Annotated in this window: 19 protein-coding genes; 1 reads left to right on the top strand and 18 read right to left on the bottom strand. The window is 73.6% G+C overall.

All coding sequences use genetic code 11. From position 1 onward, the window contains the following. Position 1: 1 nt before the first annotated feature. The 8 genes from ACFYZF_RS12910 to ACFYZF_RS12875 all read right to left on the bottom strand — a co-directional run bounded on the left by ACFYZF_RS12910 (position 2) and on the right by ACFYZF_RS12875 (position 8,131). Positions 2-1,207, bottom strand: coding sequence for an argininosuccinate synthase (locus ACFYZF_RS12910; protein ID WP_387019252.1), 1,206 nt, complete (start codon positions 1,205-1,207; stop codon positions 2-4). Then, positions 1,204-1,719, bottom strand: a complete 516-nt coding sequence (locus ACFYZF_RS12905) for an arginine repressor (protein ID WP_387019249.1) — start codon at positions 1,717-1,719, stop codon at positions 1,204-1,206. The genes ACFYZF_RS12910 and ACFYZF_RS12905 overlap by 4 nt, the downstream gene beginning before the upstream one ends. Next, entirely contained in the window at positions 1,716-2,642 is a 927-nt protein-coding gene (gene argF, locus ACFYZF_RS12900; RefSeq protein ID WP_387019246.1) for an ornithine carbamoyltransferase, read from the bottom strand. Before argF ends, ACFYZF_RS12905 begins: the two co-directional genes overlap by 4 nt. Then, positions 2,639-3,823 carry an acetylornithine transaminase gene (locus ACFYZF_RS12895; RefSeq protein WP_387019243.1) on the bottom strand — a complete coding sequence of 395 codons (1,185 nt, stop codon included), beginning with the start codon at positions 3,821-3,823 and terminating at the stop codon, positions 2,639-2,641. Before ACFYZF_RS12895 ends, argF begins: the two co-directional genes overlap by 4 nt. Continuing rightward, positions 3,820-4,761 carry an acetylglutamate kinase gene (gene argB, locus ACFYZF_RS12890; protein WP_387019241.1) on the bottom strand — a complete coding sequence of 314 codons (942 nt, stop codon included), beginning with the start codon at positions 4,759-4,761 and terminating at the stop codon, positions 3,820-3,822. The genes ACFYZF_RS12895 and argB overlap by 4 nt, the downstream gene beginning before the upstream one ends. 114 nt (positions 4,762-4,875) lie before the next feature. Beyond that, on the bottom strand, positions 4,876-6,048 hold the full coding sequence (argJ, locus tag ACFYZF_RS12885) for a bifunctional glutamate N-acetyltransferase/amino-acid acetyltransferase ArgJ (RefSeq protein ID WP_387019238.1): 1,173 nt from the start codon (positions 6,046-6,048) through the stop codon (positions 4,876-4,878). Then, on the bottom strand, positions 6,045-7,049 hold the full coding sequence (argC, locus tag ACFYZF_RS12880) for an N-acetyl-gamma-glutamyl-phosphate reductase (protein ID WP_387019236.1): 1,005 nt from the start codon (positions 7,047-7,049) through the stop codon (positions 6,045-6,047). Before argC ends, argJ begins: the two co-directional genes overlap by 4 nt. A 287-nt stretch (positions 7,050-7,336) precedes the next feature. Then, positions 7,337-8,131, bottom strand: coding sequence for a hypothetical protein (locus ACFYZF_RS12875; protein WP_387019334.1), 795 nt, complete (start codon positions 8,129-8,131; stop codon positions 7,337-7,339). A 215-nt stretch (positions 8,132-8,346) separates the two neighbouring features. Between ACFYZF_RS12875 and ACFYZF_RS12870 the strand changes: the two genes are divergently transcribed. Beyond that, positions 8,347-9,231 (top strand): Crp/Fnr family transcriptional regulator, encoded by an 885-nt coding sequence (locus tag ACFYZF_RS12870; RefSeq protein WP_387019234.1) that lies wholly within the window; start codon positions 8,347-8,349, stop codon positions 9,229-9,231. Between the two features lie 69 nt (positions 9,232-9,300). On the opposite strand, the gene pheT is transcribed toward ACFYZF_RS12870, so the two are convergent. The 10 genes from pheT to ACFYZF_RS12820 all read right to left on the bottom strand — a co-directional run bounded on the left by pheT (position 9,301) and on the right by ACFYZF_RS12820 (position 18,425). After that, the gene (gene pheT, locus ACFYZF_RS12865) at positions 9,301-11,850 is read right to left on the bottom strand and encodes a phenylalanine--tRNA ligase subunit beta (RefSeq protein ID WP_387019232.1); all 2,550 of its coding nucleotides are present in this window, start codon (positions 11,848-11,850) and stop codon (positions 9,301-9,303) included. 39 nt (positions 11,851-11,889) lie between these two features. Next, a complete protein-coding gene (pheS, locus tag ACFYZF_RS12860; protein WP_387019229.1) occupies positions 11,890-12,969 on the bottom strand; it encodes a phenylalanine--tRNA ligase subunit alpha in 1,080 nt (359 codons plus the stop codon). A 250-nt stretch (positions 12,970-13,219) separates the two neighbouring features. Then, entirely contained in the window at positions 13,220-14,071 is an 852-nt protein-coding gene (locus ACFYZF_RS12855) for a TrmH family RNA methyltransferase (protein WP_387019226.1), read from the bottom strand. Positions 14,072-14,100: 29 nt separating this feature from the next. Beyond that, a complete protein-coding gene (gene rplT / locus ACFYZF_RS12850; protein WP_161691512.1) occupies positions 14,101-14,493 on the bottom strand; it encodes a 50S ribosomal protein L20 in 393 nt (130 codons plus the stop codon). 32 nt (positions 14,494-14,525) lie between these two features. Beyond that, on the bottom strand, positions 14,526-14,720 hold the full coding sequence (rpmI, locus tag ACFYZF_RS12845) for a 50S ribosomal protein L35 (protein ID WP_320067918.1): 195 nt from the start codon (positions 14,718-14,720) through the stop codon (positions 14,526-14,528). A gap of 19 nt (positions 14,721-14,739) precedes the next feature. Beyond that, on the bottom strand, positions 14,740-15,390 hold the full coding sequence (gene infC, locus ACFYZF_RS12840; protein WP_387019224.1) for a translation initiation factor IF-3: 651 nt from the start codon (positions 15,388-15,390) through the stop codon (positions 14,740-14,742). A 378-nt stretch (positions 15,391-15,768) separates the two neighbouring features. Next, entirely contained in the window at positions 15,769-16,230 is a 462-nt protein-coding gene (locus ACFYZF_RS12835; RefSeq protein WP_387019221.1) for a PH domain-containing protein, read from the bottom strand. A gap of 76 nt (positions 16,231-16,306) precedes the next feature. Next, positions 16,307-17,272 carry a DMT family transporter gene (locus ACFYZF_RS12830; protein ID WP_387019219.1) on the bottom strand — a complete coding sequence of 322 codons (966 nt, stop codon included), beginning with the start codon at positions 17,270-17,272 and terminating at the stop codon, positions 16,307-16,309. After that, positions 17,269-18,114, bottom strand: a complete 846-nt coding sequence (hisG, locus tag ACFYZF_RS12825) for an ATP phosphoribosyltransferase (protein ID WP_387019216.1) — start codon at positions 18,112-18,114, stop codon at positions 17,269-17,271. The genes ACFYZF_RS12830 and hisG overlap by 4 nt, the downstream gene beginning before the upstream one ends. Before the next feature lie 47 nt (positions 18,115-18,161). After that, positions 18,162-18,425 (bottom strand): phosphoribosyl-ATP diphosphatase, encoded by a 264-nt coding sequence (locus tag ACFYZF_RS12820; RefSeq protein WP_036375234.1) that lies wholly within the window; start codon positions 18,423-18,425, stop codon positions 18,162-18,164.

Genomic DNA, 18,425 nt, shown 5'->3' with positions numbered 1-18,425 from the left:
GTCAGGAGCCAACCAACCGGGCGTCCCGCGCGGCGGCCATCTTGCTCGGCAGGCCCCACAACTGCACGAAGCCCTTGGCCAGGGACTGGTCGAACGTGTCGCCGGTGTCGTAGGTGGCCATGCCGAAGTCGTACAGGCTGGCCTCGGAGCGTCGGCCGGTGACGGTGGCCCGGCCGCCGTGCAGGGTGAGCCGCACCTCGCCGGAGACCTGCTGCTGGGCGTCGTCGATGAAGGCGTCCAGGGCCTTCTTCAGCGGCGAGAACCAGAGGCCGTCGTAGACGAGCTCGCCCCAGCGCTGGTCGACGCCCTTCTTGAACCGGGCCAGGTCCCGCTCGACGGTGACCGCCTCCAGCTCCTGGTGGGCGGCGATCAGCGCGATCGCGCCAGGGGCCTCGTACACCTCGCGGCTCTTGATGCCGACCAGGCGGTCCTCGACCATGTCGAGCCGGCCGACGCCCTGCGCGCCCGCGCGCCGGTTCAGCTCCAGGATCGCCTGGTACGGAGTGACGGTCTCGCCGTCGATCGCGACCGGCACGCCGGCGTCGAAGGTGATGACCACCTCGTCGGCGTCGCGCTCCTGCGCCGGGTCGGAGGTGTACGAGTACAGGTCCTCGATGGGGGCGTTCCAGATGTCCTCCAGGAACCCGGTCTCCACGGCCCGGCCCCACAGGTTCTGGTCGATCGAGTACGGCGACTTGGCCGACACGTCGATCGGCAGCCCCTTCTCCTCGGCGAAGGCGATCGCCTTGTCCCGGGTCCAGGCGAAGTCCCGGGCCGGGGCGATGATCTTCAGGTCGGAGGCGAGCGCGGCCAGGCCGACCTCGAAGCGGACCTGGTCGTTGCCCTTGCCGGTGCAGCCGTGCGACACGATGGTGCCGCCGTGCTTGCGGGCCGCGGCCACCAGGTGCTTGACGATCAACGGCCGGGACAGCGCGGAGACCAGCGGATACCGGTCCATGTAGAGGGCGTTGGCCCGCATCGCCGGCAGGCAGTACTCGGCGGCGAACTCGTCGCGCGCGTCCACCACCTCGGACTCGACGGCCCCGCAGTCCAGGGCACGCTGCCGGATGGCGTCGAGATCCTCGCCGCCCTGCCCGACGTCCACCGCCACCGCGATGATCTCGGCGCCGGTCTGCTCAGCCAGGTACGGAATCGCGACGGAGGTGTCCAACCCCCCGGAGTACGCAAGGACGACCCGCTCGGTCATGGTGTGTTGCTCCCTTCGACGTTCTCTTCCCGGCGGGACCACGCGGCGAGCTTCTCGCCCAAGGCGGCGCCGCCAACGGCCTCGCGGGCCACGACGAGGATGGTGTCGTCGCCGGCGATGGTGCCGACGACCTCGGGCAGGCCCGCTCGGTCCAACGCGCTGGCCAGGTATTGGGCTGCGCCCGGCGGGGTGCGCAGCACGGCGATGTTGCCGCTGGAGTCGACCTCGTTGAGCAGCTCACTCAGCAGCCGGATCAGCCGGGCCGGGGCGGCCTCGGCGTCGCGCAGCGGCCGGTGGCCGTCCTCGGGGATGACGTACACGGGGCGCCCGTCGCCGCCCCGGGCGGTGACCGCGCCCAGCTCCTTGAGGTCCCGCGACAGGGTGGCCTGGGTGACTCCCACACCGTCACCGGCGAGCAGGTCGGCCAGCTCCGTCTGCGAGCGGACCGCCTTGTCGCGGATCAGCTCGACGATGCGGGCGTGCCGGGCGGCGCGGGTCAGCGGGGCGGTCATTCCGGGCTCTCCAGCAGGTACGCCAGCAGCGCCTTCTGCGCGTGCAGCCGGTTCTCCGCCTGGTCGAACACCGCGCTCTGCGGGCCGTCGAGCACCTCGTCGGTGATCTCCTCACCCCGGTGCGCGGGCAGGCAGTGCAGCACGATCGCGCCCGGCGCGGCGTGCCCGAGCAGCTCCTTGTTGAGCTGGTACGGCAGGAACGGGGTGATCCGGTCCAGCCCGTCGGACTCCTGCCCCATCGAGGTCCAGGTGTCGGTGGCCAGCACGTCGGCGTCCCGGACCGCCTCCACCGGGTCGCGCAGCACCCGTACCGACCCGCCGGTGCCGGCGGCGATCTCCGCCGCCCGGGTGACCACCTCGGGGTCGGGGTCGAACCCGTCCGGCCCGGCGACCCGCACGTGCATCCCGGCGGTCGCCCCGGCCAGCAGGTACGAGTGCGCCATGTTGTTCGCCGCGTCCCCGACGTACGCCAGGGTGCGGCCCCGGGTGTCGCCGAACCGCTCGCGGACGGTGAGCAGGTCGGCCAGGAGCTGGCAGGGGTGGAAGCCGTCGGTGAGGGCGTTGATCACCGGCACGCTCGCCCCGGCGGCGACCTCGGCGATCCGGTCGTCACCGTGGGTGCGCAGCACGATCGCGGCCACGTACCGGGACAGCACCCGGCCGGCGTCGGCGAGGGCCTCGCCCCGGCCGAAGTGGGTGACCTGGGTGTCCACCACGAGCGGGTGGCCGCCCAGCTCGGCGACGCCGGCGTCGAACGAGATCCGGGTGCGCAGGCTCTGCTTGTCGAACAGCATCGCCACCGACCGCGGGCCGGCCAGCGGCTTGTGGGTGTACCGCTCGACCTTCATCCGGGCGGCCAGGTCCAGCACGGCCGACTGCTCGGCCGGCGAGAGGTCGTCGTCGCGCAGCAGGTGGCGGGTCATGCGGTGGCCTCCGGGGTGGTGGCGGCGTCGAGGGCGGCGGGCAGTGCGGCCAGGAAGGCGTCGGCCTGGTCGGTGGTGAGGACCAGCGGCGGGGCGAGCCGGACCACGCCGGGCTGCACCGGGTTGGCCAGGAACCCGGCCTCCCGCAGCGCGGTCGCCACCGGGCCGGACACGTCGGCGGTGAGCACGATCCCGAGCAGCAGGCCCGCGCCGCGCACCTCGGCCACGAGGGGGTGGCCGAGCGCCTCGACGCCCCGGCGCAGCCGCTCGCCGACCCGCTTGACGTGGTCGAGCAGCCCTTCGCTGGCGATGGTCGACACCACCGCGAGGGCGGCGGCGCAGCTCACCGGGTTGCCGCCGAAGGTGGTGCCGTGGGAGCCGGCCCTGAGCAGGTCGGCGGCCGGGCCGAAGGCCAGGCAGGCGCCGATGGGCAGGCCGCCGCCGAGGCCCTTGGCAAGGGTGACGATGTCGGGTTCGACGCCCTCGGCCTGGTGGGCGAACCAGTGCCCGGTGCGGCCGACACCGGTCTGCACCTCGTCGAGGACCAGCAGGGCGCCGTGCCGGGCGGTGATCCGCCGGGCCTCGGTGAGGTAGCCGGGGGGCGGGACGACGACGCCGTTCTCGCCCTGGATCGGCTCCAGGATGACCATGGCGGTCGAGTCGGTCACCGCCTCGGCGAGGGCCGCCGCGTCGCCGTACGCGACGTGGGTGACGTCGCCGGGCAGCGGGCGGAACGGGTCGGCCTTGGCGGGCTGGCCGGTGAGCGCGAGCGCGCCCATGGTCCGGCCGTGGAAGCCACCGACGGTCGCCACGACGTGGGTACGCCCGGTGAGCCGGGACAGCTTGAACGCGGCCTCGTTGGCCTCGGCGCCGGAGTTGGCGAAGAAGACCCGGCCGCGCCGGCCCGCGAGGGCCAGCAGCAACTCGGCCAGGGCCACCGGCGGCTCGGCGACGAACAGGTTCGACACGTGTCCGAGGGTGGCGACCTGCCGGGACACGGCGGCCACCACGGCCGGGTGGGCGTGGCCGAGGGCGTTGACCGCGATGCCGCCGAGCAGGTCGACGTACTCCCGACCGGCGTCGTCGACCACGACCGCGCCGGAGCCGGACACCAGCGCGAGCGGCGGGGTGCCGTAGTTGTCCATCAACGACTGCCGCCAGCGGTCCACCAGCGTGCTCATGACGGAACCGAGCCTTTCCTGTTCGCGACTGCGGGGCTCGCAGGCTCACTCCTCGCGCTCACGACCATCGTTCCGAACCCTTCCGAGGTGAAGACCTCAAGCAGCGTGGAGTGGGCGACCCGGCCATCGACGACGTGTGCTGCGGGCACGCCCTGGCGCACCGCCCGCAGGCAGGCCTCCATCTTCGGGACCATCCCCGATTCCAGGGACGGCAGCAGCTCCGCCAGGTCGTCGGTGGTGATCTCGCTGACCAGACTGTCGGTGTCGGGCCAGTTCGCGTAGAGGCCGGGGACGTCGGTGAGGACGACCAGCTTGCGGGCCTGGAGCGCGATCGCGAGCGCGGCGGCGGCGGTGTCGGCGTTGAGGTTGTGCAGCACCCCGTCGGCGTCCGGCGCGACGGTGGAGATCACCGGGATGCGGCCGGCCGCGATCAGGTCGGTCACCGCCGACGGGTCGACCGACTCGACGTCGCCGACCTGGCCGATGTCCACCGGCTCCCCGTCGACGTACGCCGGGCGGCGCACGGCGGTGAACAGGCCGGCGTCCTCGCCGGAGAGGCCGACGGCGTACGGGCCGTGCGCGTTGATCAGCCCGACCAGCTCCCGGCCGACCTGGCCGACCAGCACCATCCGCACGACGTCCATCGCCTCGGGGGTGGTGACCCGCAGGCCGCCCTTGAACTCGCTGTCGATGCCGAGCCGGCCGAGCATGGCGGAGATCTGCGGCCCGCCGCCGTGCACGACGACCGGCTTGAGGCCGGCGTAGCGCAGGAACACCATGTCGGCGGCGAAGGCCCGCTGGAGTTCAGGCTCGACCATCGCGTTGCCGCCGTACTTGACCACGACGGTGGCGCCGGCGAGGCGGGCCAGCCAGGGCAGCGCCTCGACCAGGGTCTCGGCCTTCGCCTGGGCCCGGGTGAGATCCGCGGTGAGACTCACCGTGCCAACCTTCCGATCACGACTGCGGGACTCCGCTGCGCTGCGTTCCTCGCGCTCACGATGCCCACCTTCCGATCACGACTGCGGGACTCCGCTGCGCTGCGTTCCTCGCGCTCACGTCGAGTACGCCGAGTTCTCGTGCACGTACGCGTGCGACAGGTCGTTGGTCCACACCGTGGCCTCCGCGTCGCCGGCGTGCAGGTCGATCCGGATCGTCACGTCCCGCCCGCTAAGGTCCACCTTGGAGCGGTCCTCGGCGGCGGCGCCGGAGCGGCACACCCAGATCCCGTTCACGGCGACGTCGACGGCGTCCGGCTCGAACGCGGCGGCGGTGGTGCCGACGGCGGCGAGGATCCGTCCCCAGTTCGGGTCGTTGCCGAACAACGCCGTCTTGACCAGGTTGTTGCGGGCCACCGACCGGCCCACCTCGACCGCGTCGTCCTCGCTCGCGGCGCCGACCACGTCGATGGCGATCTGCTTGGTGGCGCCCTCGGCGTCGGCGATGAGCTGCTGGGCCAGGTCGTGACAGGCAGCGGTGACGGCGGCGGTCAACTCCGCCTGCGTCGGCTCGATGCCGGACGAGCCGCTGGACAGCAGCAGCACGGTGTCGTTGGTGGACATGCAGCCGTCGGAGTCGATCCGGTCGAAGGTGACCCGGCAGGCGGCGCGCAGGGCGGCGTCGAGCGCCTCCGGCCCGGCCACCGCGTCGGTGGTCAGCACGCAGAGCATCGTCGCCATGGCCGGGGCGAGCATGCCGGCGCCCTTGGCCATGCCGCCGACGGTCCAGCCGCTGCCGACGGCCACGGTGGTCTTCGGCCGGGTGTCGGTGGTCATGATCGCCTCGGCCGCGGCGGTACCGCCGCCGCGGGACAGGCCCCGGATCGCCGCCCGCACGCCGGGCAGCAGCTTCAGCATCGGCAACCGCTCGCCGATCAGGCCGGTGGAGCAGACCGCGACGTCGGCGGCGCCGAGCCGCAGCCGAGGGCTGGCCGAGGTCAGCGCGGCGGCGGTGTGCTCGGCGGTGGCGTGGGTGTCCTGGAAGCCGGCCGGGCCGGTGCAGGCGTTCGCGCCACCGGAGTTCAACACCACGGCGCGGGCCACGCCGCCGCGGACCACCTGCTGGGTCCACAGCACCGGGGCGGCCTTGACCCGGTTGGCGGTGAAGACGCCGGCGATCCCGGCGTCCGGGCCGTCGTTGACGACCAGGGCGATGTCGCTGGCGCCGCTGCCCTTGAGCCCGGCGGCGACCCCGGCGGCCCGGAATCCCTTCGGTGTGGTGACACTCATGGTGCGATCCCCCAGACGGACAGGCCCGTGGCCTCCGGCAGGCCGAGCATCAGGTTGGCGCACTGCACGGCCTGGCCGGCGGCGCCCTTGCCGAGGTTGTCGATCGCGCTGACCACGATCACCCGACCGGAGTCGACGTCGACACCCGCCTGGAGGTGGCAGGAGTTCGAGCCGAGGGTGGCGGCGGTGTGCGGCCAGGCCCCCTCGGGCAGCACGTGCACGAACGGCGCGTCCGCGTACGCCTCGGCCAGGACCGCGCGAGGGTCGACGCCGAAGCCGGTCGGCACGGCGGTGACCGTGGCGAGGATGCCGCGCGGCATCGGCGCGAGGAGCGGGGTAAGGGAGAGGCTGGTCGCGCCGGTGGCCTGCTTGATCTCCGGCACGTGCTGGTGGGCCCCCACCTTGTACGGCGACAGGTCGCCCATCACCTCGCTGCCGAGCAGGTTGGTCTTGGCGGCCCGGCCCGCGCCGGAGGTGCCGGAGGCGGCGACCACCACCACGTCGGCGGGGTCGACCGCGCCGGCCGCGACAAGCGGGGCGAGCGCGAGCGTGGTGGCCACCGCGTAGCAGCCCGTGTTGGCGACCCGGGTCGCGGCGGCGATCGCGGCGCGCTGGCCGGGCAGTTCGGGCAGGCCGTAGGTCCAGGTCCCGGCGTGCTCACCGCCGTAGTACCGCGTCCAGGCGGCGGCGTCGCGCAGCCGGTGGTCCGCGCCCAGGTCGACCACCCGCACCGTCTCGGGCAGGGCGGCGGCCAGGGCCGCCGACTCGCCGTGCGGCAGGGCCAGGAAGACCAGGTCCGCGTCGGCCAGGGTCGCCGGGTCGGTCGCCCCGAACACCAGGTCCAGCCCGACGAGCTGCGGGTGCACGGCGGTGACCGGCGCGCCTGCCTGGCGGTGCGCGGTGGCGGCGACCAGGTCAAGCTCGGGGTGGCCGGCGACCAGGCGCAGCAGCTCGCCCCCGGCGTAACCGCTCGCCCCCGCTACCGCAACTCGGATACCCATTCCTACCTCCGCATGACTATGCAGCGAAGGCTACCCGGTCCGGGCGACGCACTGCAAGTTCATACGGGCCACCGCATGGACATGACACGGTGACCGTCGTCACCTCCACCCGACCGGGGCGGGGAGGCCCACCGGGCTGTCCTCGACGCCACCTCGCCACCCCTCCGCCCCTGAGGACGACGCACTGTCACGGGCCTCGCCGGGGACGTAGGCGGGAGCCGGCGACGACCCGTTCGCACCGTCGTCGTACCCGGCCCGCCCAGGCCCCGGCCACGGCGCGGACCCGTTCACCGTTCGCCCCCGCCGAAGATCGCGTCGCGGCCGATCGAACCGATCGCCATCGCGCCCGGCCCCACCGCGTTCTGCCCGCGCACCCGGATGTCGCCGGTCCGGATGCTGTCGCCCGGTGCGACGCGCCCGCCGGTGTCGGGGCGGGAAGGCCCTGGCGGCGGAACGGCCGGTGAGTCCGCCGTCCCCGCCTCCGTATCGGTCTGCGGTGTTGCCGGTCCGTCCCCGTCCAGCGGCGGCACGGAAGACAGGTCCTCGTCCACCACGCAGAGCCAGGCGTACTCGTCGAAGCCCATGTCGGGTTTGCTGACCCGCACCCGCCGGAACCGTTCCGGACGCATCTCCTCCGGGTACTCGGACACCACATCGCGGAAGATGTCGGTCGAGACGACCAGCGCCACGCCCGCGTGGGGAAAGGCCGACAGCGCGCGCCGGACCGGTTCGGCGTCGCAGAGCCGGCTGACGAACACGACGGCGTTGCCGGGAAAGCCGTTCGCACCGTCGAGGTGGACGAGTCCCTGGTGGACCGCGATGCGCAGCCGGATCCTCGTCGCCGCCACCCGACTGTCGTTGTACACACGTAGCCGCCGGTTCAGCTCCGGCACGAACCGGCCGACCACCCGCGCCTCGGGAACATCCCGGGGCAGGATGGCCAGTTCGCCGTCCCCTGCCTGCTGGGTGCTCCAGGCCACCCGGTCCAGTCCGACGCCGCGGGCGGCCTCGTACAGCAGACGTCGGAAGTCCTGCTGGGCCTCGTATTGCTGAAGGTTGCTGCGGCGGCTGTACCGCTCCATGTCCACGGAGACCAACAGCCTTCGCTCGGGATGGTGCATGAGCGTGCCGCCCTTTCGTCACCCGGCCCGCCCCCGCCGGGTGGGCCGCCGGAGACATCGAACCCGCGCGCGCCGAACGGGACCCCGTAGAAGTACGGCTTCCCGCGCGCTGTCGGCCACCGGTCATCCCGCCCAGGTCCGGTATTCCCAACGGCCGGCCGGGGTGTGCTGGGGACATGACGAAAGACGTGGCCGAACTGCTGCTGACCATCGGCTGGTCACCCGCGCAGGTGCTGACGGTGCTGGCCCTACAGAGCGTGGCGACCGCCCTACTCCAGGCAGGTGCGTCGCACTACGCGCAGGTTCGGCTACGCTTCGACAGTTTCCGTGGCTTGGGGAAGGCGAGAATGTCGATGCACCGCGAGCCCTCCGGCGTCGAGTGGCCGTACGGAACCTTCCTGCGGCGGTTGGAACCGCCGGTCCGCACGGTCCTGCTCGATCTGGGCGTGCGACGCCGGGTGCCGACCGGGCAGATCCTGATCCACGAGGGCACCCATGAGTCGCACCTGGTGCTGCTGGAGGCGGGGCTGACGAAGGTGACGGCGAGCCTGCCCGACGGGCGTTCCGCGCTGCTGTCGCTGCGGGTGGGCGGTGACCTGGTCGGCGAGATGTCCGCGCTCAACGACAAGCCCCGCTCGGCGACGGTGACGGCCTGTGGGTCCATCCGCTACAGCGTCATCCCGCGGGAGCGGTTCAACCGGTTCCTGCGGGAACATCCACAGGCTGCGGTCGAGCTCGCGGCGATGGTGTCCGACCGGCTGCGCTGGTCGAACCGGCGCCGGATCGACTTCACCTCGTACGCGGTGAAGGTCAGGGTGGCCCGGGTGGTCGCCGAGTTGTGCCGCACCCACGGCCGGCGCAGCCGGGACGGGGTGGTCATCGACGTGCGGCTCACCCAGCCGGAGCTGGCCACCATCTGCGGGGCTGCGGAGACGTCGATCCAGAAGACGCTACGCGAGCTGCGGGCCGACGGCCTGCTGGACACCGACTACCGGAGGATCACCGTTCGCGACCTGCCCCGGCTACGCGCTCTCGGCAAGCTGGACCCGGACGAGGGCTGATCGACCGACGCGAGTTGGCAGGGGCCCCTTCCCGGAGCGGAAGCGTCGGGAAGGGGCCCTGCTCGCACCTCAGGCGCCGCGCAGAGTGGCCCCGAAGCGCTCCGCCGCGCGGGCGACGGCCGCGTCGCGGGCCGCCACCGCCTCCTCGACCGTCAGCGTCCGGTCGGGAGCGCGGAAGGTCAGCTTGTACGCCAGCGACCGGCGACCCGCGCCGAGTTGCTCCGAGGCGTACACGTCGAACAGCCGGACGCCCTCCAACAGGTCGCCGGCGCCCTCGACGAGGGCCCGCTGCACCTCGGCGGCGGGCACCCGCTCGTCCACCACCAGCGCCACGTCGATCAGCGCCGGCGGGAAGCCGGAGATCGTCGGGGCCGGGGCGACCGGGGCGGGCGGCAGCGCATCCAGGTCCAGCTCCATGGCGCTGGTGCGCCGGGGCAACTCCAGCGCGGCCACCACGGCCGGGTGCAGCTCACCGGCGTGGCCGACGACGGTTCCGTCGACCAGCAGCTCGGCGCAGCGGCCCGGGTGCCAGGGCGCGTGCTCGGCGGCCCGCACCTCGACCCGGTCGGCGGGGATGTCGGCGGCGGCGAGCACCGCCCGGGCGGCCTCGACAGCGTCCGCCCAGCCGGCCGGCCGGCCGGCGCCCCACCAGCCGGCCGGCTCGATGTCACCGGCCAGCGCCACGGCGACGTGCCGGGGCTGGTCGGGCACGACCGCGTCGGCGGCGGCGAACTCGGCGGCGGTGGGCCGCCGGTCCACGCCCATCGCGGGCGGGGCGCCGACGCCGGCGCGCGGGTGGAAGACCGTCCCGATCTCGTAGACGGCGACGTCGCGGTGGCCCCGGCCGAGGTTGCGCTTGAGGATGCCGAGCAGCGGGCCGAGCAGCATGGTGCGCAGCAGCGGCTCCTCCTCCGACAGCGGGTTGGCCACCCGCACCGCCGGCCGGCGCGGGTCGTCGGCGGGCAGTCCGAGCAGGTCGGCCAGCTCGCCGGCGACAAACGGGTGGGCCAGCACCTCGACGTACCCGCGCTCGGCGAGCGAGCGGGCCACGGCCCGGCGGCGGCGCTGCTGCCAGGTCAGCCCTCGGCCGGGCGGCGCGGTGGGCAGCACCGACGGGACCCGGTCGTACCCGTCGAGGCGGACCACCTCCTCGACCAGGTCGGCGGGGTCGGTGAGATCCGGACGCCAGGTCGGCGGGACGACGGTGAGCACGTCGGCACCCCCGGTGGCCGGAACCCCGGCCGCGCCCGGGTCCTCGCCCAGCCGGTCGACGCCCCGGGTGACGCGGCAGCCGACCTGCTCCAGCAGGGACACCACCCGCTCCGGGGAGTAGGCGACCCCGACCCGCCGGCTCGGCAGGTCCGCCGGCAGGGTGACCGGGGTACGCGGCCGGACGTGGTCCAGGTCGAGGATCTCCGCCCCGGGGGTGCCGCCGGCGTGCTCGGTGAGCAGCCGTACCGCCCGCTCGACGGCGACCAGCGCCAGGGCCGGGTCGACGCCCCGCTCCCAGCGCTTCGCCGCCTCGCTGAACAGCTTGTGCCGGCGGGCGGTGCGTCCGACCATCACCGGGTCCCAGTGCGCGGCCTCGAACAGCACGTCGGTGGTGGAGGCGAGGACCTCGCTGGTCTCGCCGCCCATCACCGCGGCGAGCGAGATGGGCCCGCTGTCGTCGCAGATCACCATGTCCTCGGCGGTCAGAATGCGGGCCACCCCGTCCAGGGTGGTCAGCTTCTCCCCCGCCCCGGCCCGGCGCACCACCAGCGGCCCGGAGATCCGGTCGGCGTCGAAGGCGTGCATCGGCTGGCCCAGTTCGAGCATCACGTAGTTGGTGACGTCGACCGGCAGCGAGATGCTGCGCACGCCGGCCACGGTGAGCCGCTGCTGCATCCAGCCCGGGGTCGACGCGGTCGGGTCGATCCCGCGCACCATCCGGGCGGTGAACCGGTCGCAGCCGACGGTGTCGCGCACCTCGACCGGGTAAGCCGGCTCGACCGTACCGGCCGGGGCGGGTGCCAGGCCCGGGTCGCGGAACGGCACACCGAGGGCGTGCGCCAACTCCCGGGCGATGCCGCGGACGCTCAGGGCGTACCCCCGGTCCGGGGTGATCTCCACCTCGACGACCACGTCGTCGAGCCCGACCACCGGGCGGGCGTCGTCACCGGGCAGCGCCTTGACGTCCTCGGGCAGCACGATGATGCCCGAGTGGTCGTCGCCCAGGCCCAGCTCCTTGGCGGAGCAGATCATGCCGTGGGAGTTGCGCCCGTACGTCTTGCGCGCGCCGATGGCGAAGCCGCCGGGCAGCACCCCGCCGGGGAGGATCACCACCACCCGGTCGCCGGGGGCGAAGTTACGCGCCCCGCACACGATCTCCTGCGGCTCACCGGTGCCGTTGGCCGCGCCGACGTCGACCCGGCAGAACCGGATCGGCTTCTTGAAGCCGGTGAGTTCTTCGATCTCCAAAACCTCGCCGACGACCAGGGCGCCGCTGACCGTGGCCCGCAGGTCCACGATCGACTCGACCTCGATACCGAGGTCGACCAGCGCCTGCTCCAGGTCCTCGGCGGGCAGGTCGGTCGGGAGGTCGACGCACTCCCGCAGCCAGCTGACAGAGACTCGCATGACTCAGATCACCGTTTCCGTTACTCGTGCCCGCACCGTCTACGCCCCGGCCCCGAACGCGCGGGTGAACCGCACGTCGCCCTCGGCCATGTCCCGCATGTCGCTGACCCCGTGGCGGAACATCACGGTCCGGTCGATGCCCATGCCGAAGGCGAATCCGGAGTATGCCTCCGGGTCGATCCCGCAGGCCCGCAGCACCCGGGGGTTGACCATGCCGCAGCCGCCCCACTCGACCCAGCGCGGCCCGTCGCGGTGCTCCGGGAACCACACGTCGAACTCGGCGGACGGCTCGGTGAACGGGAAGTAGTGCGGCCGCCAACGGGTCTTCGCGCCCTCGCCGAACATGGCCCGGGCGAAGTGGTCGAGGGTGCCGCGCAGGTGCGCCATGGTGATCCCCTTGTCCACCACCAGGCCCTCGACCTGGTGGAACACGGGGGCGTGGGTGGCGTCCAGTTCGTCGGTGCGGTACACCCGGCCGGGCACCACCACGTAGATCGGCGGCTTACGGGTCAGCATGGTGCGCGCCTGCACCGGTGAGGTGTGGGTGCGCAGCACCAGCCCGGAGCTCTCCGCTCCCGGCGGCGGTGCGATGTGGAAGGTGTCCATCAGACCGCGCGCCGGGTGGTCGGCGGGGATGTTGAGGGCGTCGAAGTTGGTCCACTCCAGCTCGACCTCGGGCCCCTCGGCCACCTCGTAGCCCATCCCGACGAACAGGTCGCTGATCTGCTCCATCAGCGTGCTCAGCGGGTGCCGGGCGCCGCGCGGCCGGCGGTCGAAGGGCAGCGTGACGTCGACCCGCTCGGTGAGCAGCACCCGCTCGGCCTGCTCGCGTTCGAGGACCTCGGCGCGGGCGGCGTAGGCGGCCTCGATCGCCCGGCGGGCCTCGTTGACCCGCTTGCCGGCGTCGGACTTCGCGGCCGGCGGCAGCGCGCCGATCTCCCGGCGGGCCAGCGAGACCGGGGACCGGTCACCGAGGTGCGCGGGACGCAGCGCGGTGAGCGCGTCCGGGTCGGCGGCGGCGGCGAGCGCCTGCTCGGCGTCGGCCACGGCCCCGGCCAGCGCGTCCGGGGCGAGCAGGGCGACCTGCTTCGGGTCGTACGGATCGTTGCGATAGGTCATGGCTTACGGGCACTCCCTCACGGCGGCACCGGCCCTGCACGGGCGGCGAAGCGAGTCTACGGACGCGCGGCTGTGCCGCAGCCCGCCGGTGGGAGGTCGCGCAGGGGGAAGGGTCAGGCCCGCCGCCCGCCGACACCGGCGGGCTGGCTAAACGAACGCCGTGGCGCGTTCATCATGTGGACGACTCCCCTGTGCTGGAACCGCGCCGCCGGCCGGGCACCCGCACACCGGGTGCGGACGCGCTCGGGCGTCAGCGCAGTGCTCTCGCTGAAGCGTACAGGCACACGGCGGCAGCCGCAGCCAGGTTCAGGCTCTCGGCGCGCCCGTGCAGCGGCACCCGCACCCGGGCGTCGGCGGCGGCGGCCAGCTCCTCGGGCAGCCCGTGCGCCTCCGAGCCGAACAACCAGGCGGTGGGGGCGGCCAGCCGACCGCCGTCGGTGAGGTCGTCGAGGTCGCTGTCGCCGTACCCGGTGGTGGCGAGAATCGAGAGCCCGGCGGCGCGCAGCGCGGCGACCACGGCGAGGGGGTCGGGCGCGCGGACCACGTCGACGTGGAAGAGGCTGCCGGCCGAGGCCCGCACGCACTTGCCGTTGTACGGGTCGACCGCGTCCCCGGCGAAGACCACGGCACCGGCACCGGCGGCGTCGGCGGTGCGCAGCACGGTGCCGGCGTTGCCCGGGTCGCGGATCTCGGCGAGCACCGCCACCAGCCGGGGGCCGGCGGCGAGCGCGTCGTCCAGCGGCACGTCCAGGTACCGGCAGACGGCGACCAGGCCCTGCGGGGCGACGGTCTCGGTGAGCGCGGCGAGGGCGTCGTCGGTGACCTCGGAGACCGGCACGTCGGCGTGGGCGGCCCGGGCGGCCAGGTCGGCGTACCGGTCGAGGGCTCCCGGGGTGCCGAACAGCTCGACGACGGTGCCGGGGCGGGCGAGGGCCTCCCGGACGGCCTGCGGCCCCTCGGCGAGGAACCGGCCGGCGGCGTCGCGGTCACGGCGCCGGTGCAGCCGGCGGGCGGCGACGACCCTGGGGGTACGTGGGGTGAAGGGCATGGTGTCCGGCTCCGGAGCGCGACCGAGGCGCCCGCCGTGCGTCGTGGACGACACGGGGGGCGCCTCGGCCGGGTGCTGGCGGATCAGGCGGCCTGGGCCGCCGCGCCACCGGTGCCCTCGGCCGCCACGGCGACGCGGGCGATCTCGACGATCGCGGCGAACGAGGCGGCGTCGTTGACGGCCATGTCGGCCAGGATCTTCCGGTCGACCTCGACGCCGGCCAGGCGCAGGCCCTGGATCAGCCGGTTGTAGGTCATCCCGTTGGCGCGGGCACCCGCGTTGATCCGGGTGATCCACAGCTGCCGGAAGTCGCCCTTGCGGTCGCGACGGTCCCGGTAGGCGTACTGCATCGAGTGCAGCACCTGCTCCTTGGCCTTGCGGTACAGCCGGGAGCGCTGACCGCGGTAGCCGCTCGCGGACTCCAGCAGAGTACGACGCTTCTTCTGGGCGTTCACAGCCCGCTTGACGCGTGCCATCTCAACTCCTTATTCGGTTCAGGTGGCGCGCGTCAGCGGCCGAGCAGCTTCTTGATGCGCTTGACGTCGGCCTTGGCCACCTCGACGGTGCCGGTCAGCCGGCGGGTGCGGGTGGAGGCCTTCTTCTCCAGGAGATGGCGCTTGCCGGCCTGCTCGGTGACGAGCTTGCCCCTGCCGGTCACCTTGACCCGCTTGCCCATGCCCGTGTGGCTCTTCATCTTCGGCATTGAAACGTCTTCTCCCCTGTTACTCGCCGCTGTTGTCGGCGACTGCGCCGGTCTCACCGGCTGGTGCGGTCTCGCCGACTGCCACGGTCTCACCGGCTGCCGGAGCAGCGGACTCGTCCACGGCCCGGTCCCGGGGTGCACCGCGGGACGCCGTCGCGGCGACCGCGGAGGCCTTGATGGCCCGGTGCGGAGCGAGAACCATGATCATGTTTCGACCGTCCTGCTTCGGAGCGGCCTCGACGTATCCCAGCTCCGTGATCTCGGACTCGAGCCGGCGCAGGAGCCGGTAGCCCAGCTCCGGGCGGCTCTGCTCGCGACCGCGGAACATGATCGTCACCTTGACCTTGTCGCCGGCCTTGAGGAACCGCACCACGTGACCCTTCTTGGTCTCGTAGTCGTGCGGGTCGATCTTCGGCCGGAGCTTCATCTCCTTGATGACGGTCTGCTGCTGGTTACGCCGCGCTTCGCGCGCCTTGAGTGCGCTCTCGTACTTGAACTTGCCGAAGTCCATGAGCTTGCACACCGGTGGGCGCGCCATCGGCGCAACCTCGACCAGGTCCAGGTCGACGTCCGCGGCCAGCTGAAGGGCGCGCTCCAGCGGGACGATGCCCACCTGCTCACCCTCGGGGCCGACCAGTCGGACCTCACGTGCCCGGATCTGCTCGTTCACGCGTGGTTCGACGCTGATGGGGCCTCCTCGAGTCGAGTCTCCTGCGTGGCCGACTCCGCGGCCCCCATGGTGGAGGCCGATCCGGAAAGCAGAAGGCCCCGGCATATGCCAGGGCCCGCTCGACCGGTCGGCACGATCACATGATCGCGCATCCGGGCCCGGGGCGTGCCCGGAACCGGTGACCGGACCCGGCCACCGACTGGGGCAACTCGGGTGGGAGCAGGCGCTCCGCTTCAAGACCACCCGCACGTGGGACACGGGGGCAGTCTGGTCGACTCAGCAAGACTACACCCTCACCCGATCCGATCCCAACCCGGGCGCGCAGCTCAGCCCCCGGGTTGGCCGCCCCCCACGGCCCGGGGCCATGACCTGGACGGCTCAGCGGGTGGCGAGGGCCGCGAGGCGGGCCTCGTGCAGCCGGCGCAGGGCGCGCACCCCCTCGACCGCCAGCTCCTTGTCGGCCGCCTGGAGGGCCACCATCGGCAGCAGGTCGTCGTCGTGCAGCTCCAGGCTCGCCCACGGCGCGCCACGGTCGAAGCGCACCCCCCGGACGACCTCCCAGGGCAGCTCGTACGAGCCGATGACGTTGCGCACCCGCACGCCACGCGCGTCCGCCTCCACCCGGGGCCGGGTGAACAGCAGAATGCCGAGCGCGCCGAAGACGCCCAGGCCGATCATGGCGAGCTGGTCCCCGCGCTGGAAGCTGCCGTAGCCATTGCCGGTCCCGCCGGTCAGCGAGGTGGCCACCAGGCTGAACACCACCAGCAGGACGGCGGCCGACACCCAGCACACCAGCCGGATCCGGCGGGGCCGCAGGGTAACCGGTTCGGTATCGCTCACCCCACCAGTCTGCCATCCGGCCCCGCCGGCCCACCCGCCGCCACACGCGGCCACCTGCCCGCGCCTGCGACCCGGCTCACCGGGACGCCGGGGCCGACGGGGATGCCGGGACGACCGGACCGGCCGGAGGCGGTGGGCGGGTGCCACGGCCGGCGACCACCACCGCCAGCAGGGTGAACAGTGCGCCGACCAGCACCGGCCACCGGAGCCCCGCCCCGCCGGGCAGCGCGACATCCAGCAGCAGAGCGCCCCCGAGCTGCCCGGCGACCAGGGCCAGCCCGGTGCGCAGCACCCCGACCGCCCGGACCCCGATCATCAGGGCCAGCACGATGCCGACGCCGAGCAGGCCGCCGAGATACAGATACCAGTCGCCTGGCCAGGTCGGCTCGGGGCCCGTGAAGACCCCGGCGAGCGCAGCCACCACCACGATGACCGCGGTGCCCACGGCGAAGTTGATCGCGATGCCGGCCGTGGGGGTGCCGGCGGCGGCGACCCGGCCGTTGAGCGCGGCCTGGAGGGCGACGGCCGCCCCGCCCACGACGGCGAGCAGGACCCCGCCGACGGCGACGCCGCCGACCGGCCGGCCGAGCTGGGCCAGGGCGACGGCAAGGACGCCGAGCAGCGCCCCGGCGACCCGGGGGCCGGTCAGCCGCAGCCGCCCGAGCGGGGCCAGCCCGGCCCGGTCCGCCGCGAGCCCGCCGAGACTGCCCCCGGCCACCTGGGCGATGGTAAAGACTGCGATCCCGAGCACCGGGACGACATACGCGGCGACCGTCACGATCACCGCCCCGCCCAGCCCGCCGAGGTACGCCCACCACGGCAGCCGGGCCCGCCGCAGCGCGTCGAGCCCGGCCCGGGTGGACGGCAGGCCGAGCAGGCCCACGAGGACCACCAGGCACCCGCCGATGTTGTTGACCAGCGCGCCGAGCACCGGATCGCCGGCCCGCGCCCCCAGCGTGGCGTTGCCCTCCCCCTGCGCCGCGGAGGCCGCACCGCCGAGCACCACCAGGGCGAGGGCGACCGCCGGGGGCGGCGGCCTCACAGCCGGCAGGCGTGGATGTTGGTGACCAGGATGGCGCGAGCGCCCAGCTCGTACAGCTCGTCCATGATCCGGTGCACGTCGTCGCTCCGCACCATCGCCTGCACCGCGACCCAGCCCTCGCGGTGCAGCGGCGAGACGGTTGGCGACTCGATGCCGGGGGTGAGCGAGCTGGCCCGCTCGAGCAGCCCGGCCGGCACGTCGTACGCGAGCATCACGTAGCGGCGGGCCACCAGCACCCCGTGCAGCCTGCGCAGGAGCTGCGCCTCCTGGGCGTGCTCGGGGGCCTCGACCCGACGGACCAGAACCGCCGAGGAGACCAGCAGCGGGTCGCCGACGATCGCCAGGCCGGCCTGGCGCAGGGTCGCCCCGGTGGAGACCACGTCGGCCACCACGTCGGCCACGCCGAGGCGGACGGCGTTCTCCACCGCGCCGTCGAGCCGGATCACGTCGGCGGTCAGCCCGTGGTCGTCGAGGTAGCGGCGGACCACCCCCGGGTACGCGGTGGCGATCCGGTGCCCGCCCAGCTCCTTCGGCGAGGCGATGGTGTCGGGGCGGGCGGCGAACCGGAAGGTGGCCCCGCCGAAGGCGAGGTCCACCACCTCCTCGGCCGGGGCGCCTGAGTCGACCAGCAGGTCCCGGCCGGTGATGCCGAGGTCCAGGTCGCCGGAGCCGACGTAGGTGGCGATGTCGCGGGGACGCAGGTAGAAGAACTCGACGTCGTTGGCCTCGTCCCGGCAGACCAGGTCCTTGGGGTCGCGGCGCTGCCGGTAACCGGCCTCGCGCAGCATCCCCGAGGCCGGCTCGGCCAGGGTGCCCTTGTTCGGAATGGCGACACGCAGCATGGCGGAGTGCTCCCTCGATCGGTGGAGAAGATCAGCGGACGGGGCACTCACAGATGTCGGTAGACGTCCTTGAGTTCGAGACCGGTGGCGAGCATCAGCACCTGCGCCTGGTAGAGCAGCTGGGAGATCTCCTCGGCCGCCCGCTCCGGGCCCTCGTGCTCGGCGGCCATCCACGACTCGGCCGCCTCCTCGACGACCTTCTTGCCGATGAAGTGCACCCCCTTCTCCAGCGCGGCGACCGTGCCCGAGCCGGGGGTGCCGGCGGCGGCCTTGGCCTGCAGCTCGGCGAACAACTCCTCGAACGTCTTCAC

The organism is Micromonospora sp. NPDC001898 (assembly GCF_042891255.1).
Classification (GTDB): domain Bacteria; phylum Actinomycetota; class Actinomycetes; order Mycobacteriales; family Micromonosporaceae; genus Micromonospora.
The sequence above is the reverse complement of the archived record's forward strand: the minus strand, read 5'-3'. Positions and strand labels throughout refer to the sequence as shown.